The sequence below is a fragment of the Mesorhizobium sp. WSM3866 genome (assembly GCF_002294795.1).
Lineage (GTDB): Bacteria > Pseudomonadota > Alphaproteobacteria > Rhizobiales > Rhizobiaceae > Mesorhizobium.
Map to the genome: position 1 here is coordinate 1 of NZ_NSGC01000040.1, position 3,406 is coordinate 3,406.

Genomic DNA, 3,406 nt, shown 5'->3' on the forward strand with positions numbered 1-3,406 from the left:
CGCATGATCCGCTCGTCAAGCTCAATGGGGGAATTCGCGACATCATTCCATGAGCGACTGCACGCGATGGCGCGCACCCATGAGGTCCTGTCGTCCCACAATTGGGGCGACGCCGACCTTGAGCAACTGCTCAGGGCGACGTTTTCGCCCTACAACAGCACGGGACGCCAGAACCTCGTCATTCACGGCCGGCCGCTCCACCTCGACGCGGCAACCGCGGCGGCGCTCGGCATGGTCTTCTTCGAGCTTGCTAGTAACGCCGCCAAATATGGGGCACTTTCCGTCGACACCGGCCGCGTCGAAATCTCCTGGAACGTTGTGAAGCCGGGCATGCTGTCGATCAGCTGGAAGGAAGTCGGCGGTCCGGCGGTGGAGGAACCATCCCGCAGGAATTTCGGAACCACCTTCATTCAGCAGAGTTTGGAGTACGAATTGAGGGGGAGTGTCGAATTGAACTTCAGGCCCGCCGGCCTGGAGTGTCTGCTTGAAATTCCTTTCCCCCGGAAGGAAGTCGTCAAGCTCACCGGCAACGCCAGCAACTCGCTTAGCGGCGAATGAACAAGAGCGCTCCAGTAGCCGCCTTGGCGTGCTTATAGCGGACTGCGCGGACATGGCCCAAACTCCGCACGGCTCAAAAGCCAAGTCGACCCGGCAGCACCTGGTTGTGCGATAGGAAATATATCAGGACAGGCCGGTACGACGCTTCCTCTTCATAAGGACTCGCGAAATTAATCGTGTAGACATATACTCCGCTCGTTCGCGGGGAATGGTCTTCGCCCCCGCAATGAGGGCAACATGGCGAATTCAAAATCCTTGTCGGCAATGAATGCCGAAATCCTAAAATCAGCGTTTCACAAGGACAAGAAACTCACCGAGAGCCAACGGCGAGACTTCGCTGCGGCACTCGTCGAAGGCGAGGCAATAATCGCCCGCCAGCGCGCTCTCATAGAAAAGCTTGCACGAGATGGGCATCCGACAGAGGAGGCTGAAGAATTCCTGCGCAAGTTCATGAAAACGCAAGCGGAGCACGTCGCCCACTGGGAACTGATATCAGGTCAGGCTGAATCGAAAAGCCCCAGCGCTGAGGGGGATCAGCACTAGGGGTTGAGGCATGTATGTACGCTGTACCAGCATGACCTTGCGTTAGGCCTATGGCGCTCGCTCTCCAAGCGGAGCAGGACCTAACCCTGGAGGTCTGGATGGTCGCAGCCTACATCAGTGGGCATGGGCAACCGCTGGACGCCGAAGAGCTGATCGAAGAGCGAATGTCCGTCACCGCCCGGCTGTCTCGACTGCTATCGCCATCAGAAGCTTGATATCCGGCGCCCCCCGATCGCCTCGGCCCTGACGCTCTCCGGCCGAAGATGAAAATGCGCGAAGTGCGGCACCAAGTGTGTCACGCTGACCTATTCGCCCGCCCCCAGCCCGAAAAACCTCAGAAATGACCTCAGACCCCTACGCCGTCGGCGAGGGCAGGTCGGCTGGCGAGCGGGCGCTAACAAGACGGAGCTGGGCAGTTTGTCGCTCAGGGCTGCGGGGAATTGAGCCACCTTGAGTAGCCCGCCGGCTCCGGTCGGCCGGCATTTTGTTGACCCATGGAATCGAGCAATGCGGCGATGACCTCGGCCGGAGGTTGAGCGCCTATGAAGCTGCGAACAAGCGCATTTGCACGTCTTTCCCAGTCTTGGCGGGGAAGACAATCCTCTACGACCGAACGCCGGAAGACTTCTCGGATGACGTCAAAGTCAAAAGCGGAAATGAAGTTCGCAGAGCGCTTAGTCACGATCTCCTCGTGGAGTTGAGTTCCTTCTAAGCGGCCGTGTCCGGTCGACGCTGGGGCGACAACAGGACCTATATCCGCACCGCTGACGTCGGTCGCTCACATTTGTTGCATTGCTAAGAAGATGACGACCGCCGAGGGGGGCGGGGGCTCGGGGGGTGACGACGGTCGTCGGAGGACAAGGGACATAGGGTGAGCAAACTGCGTTGCGATCGGCCCTGGCTCACTATGTGGTTGATTCGGCTCGGGGGCGGGTTTCCCTGTTTAATCGGAGCCGTTTGATGCGACCTTTGTCCAGACGGAAAACGCCGTCGCCCCGCCGCGTAACATTTGCTCCACTGCCCCCTCTCCAGCGGCTTGTGGCCGGGTGTTCATTCCAGATGATTTGCCGTAGGTCAGGCAAGTCTACGGCCTGGCCCAATGTGGGGCATGGAAGGAAATGATCGGCTTCGCTGATCTGCTCACCACCTAACCGCCTTCCCACACTGGACGACTCAAGTTCGAAAGGTCGCGAAAGAGTTCATAATCCTCGTCGGCTGATACCGGTTTGCGGTCACGCTCCTCCTGCCCGAGAAACCGGATCACAAAGAAAATGTTCCGACGCCGAGGAACACCTCGCATTCGGCTAAGTTTGGGGCGCGGCGGCGCTATGCGCCTCCGTTGTTTGCCGTGCGCTGCCGCGCGGAGCCCCTATCCTCCGCAGGCCCGCTCCTGCGTGGCTCAGGGGTGGGCCGTTCTTTTAGTTGCCTTCGAGATGATCGCTTTACTGGACGATACCCTTGGCCGGCTTGATCCAAAGCTTGGCCTTGCGCTCGATCCGGTGAATCGAGCGGGAGAACGGCGTCAAGCGTTGCGTTAACGCCGCGTTTGAGATCGCATGGTGTAGCGTGTGCTCGCCAACTTCACCTGGCCGGTAATGTCTCAGGCAGCACACATCATCGCGAAGACGCTCGGCACACGCTGCGCTGGCTTCGAGGCCCTGGCCTCTTGATCACGCTTCCACAGCCGTTCCCCGAGGCCGCCGGGCAGCGTTGTGAACGCCGTGCCGGCTATCCGAGCCGGGCTTCCCGGGCTCTCGCTTGACGCGCTTTCCCAGCATGTTCACCCACAAGTCCTGCTTGCCGCTGCGATAATTGCTGGTGCGCCGCTTCGAAATCATGCCTCGAGGTCCATCTTCTCGACGGCTTCCAAGAAGGCAGCGGCGGCGGCAAATAGCTTCTTCGTCACGCGATTGCGAGTGGCGCCGACGGCAGACCAGGCCAGGCAGCCCGCGGCGACCGGCGTTGTGCTGACGAGAACGGCTCCTTCCGCGTGAAGCGTTATGAGGCCGGCCCAAGAGACCTCGTCGACCACCCAGATTGTCCCACCTTTATCGGTCCATTTTAGGTTCGTCCGCGCCTCGAGTACGGCTCGCATCATTTGGGCCTGGCTTAGACCTTCCCGGAAGACGACGATCGTGTCGGCTGCACCCTCGAAGCGCTGACCTGCGCCCGCAGCCAGCCCGGCTACTATGGTAACACTCATCAAAGCAGCCGCCGCGCCCCGTGCCGGTCCTCCCCGATTGGGCATCAGGAGAACGAGCACCAAAGGCAAGATGCCAAAAATAACCAGCCATCCGATGTCCCA

2 protein-coding genes and 1 pseudogene are annotated in these 3,406 nt (G+C 60.2%); 2 read left to right on the forward strand and 1 reads right to left on the reverse strand.

What is annotated here, in order from left to right; genetic code table 11:
- Together CK222_RS31240 and CK222_RS31245 are read left to right on the forward strand one after the other, a co-directional pair.
- A partial coding sequence (locus tag CK222_RS31240) for an HWE histidine kinase domain-containing protein (protein WP_280951806.1) occupies positions 1 to 558 on the forward strand: 558 nt, incomplete at its 5' end.
- A gap of 237 nt (positions 559 to 795) precedes the next feature.
- The gene (locus CK222_RS31245) at positions 796 to 1,101 is read left to right on the forward strand and encodes a hypothetical protein (RefSeq protein ID WP_141247182.1); all 306 of its coding nucleotides are present in this window, start codon (positions 796 to 798) and stop codon (positions 1,099 to 1,101) included.
- A 1,834-nt stretch (positions 1,102 to 2,935) separates the two neighbouring features.
- On the opposite strand, the pseudogene CK222_RS32685 reads toward CK222_RS31245, so the two are convergent.
- Positions 2,936 to 3,406 (reverse strand): annotated as a pseudogene (locus tag CK222_RS32685) (hypothetical protein); the annotation flags it as partial.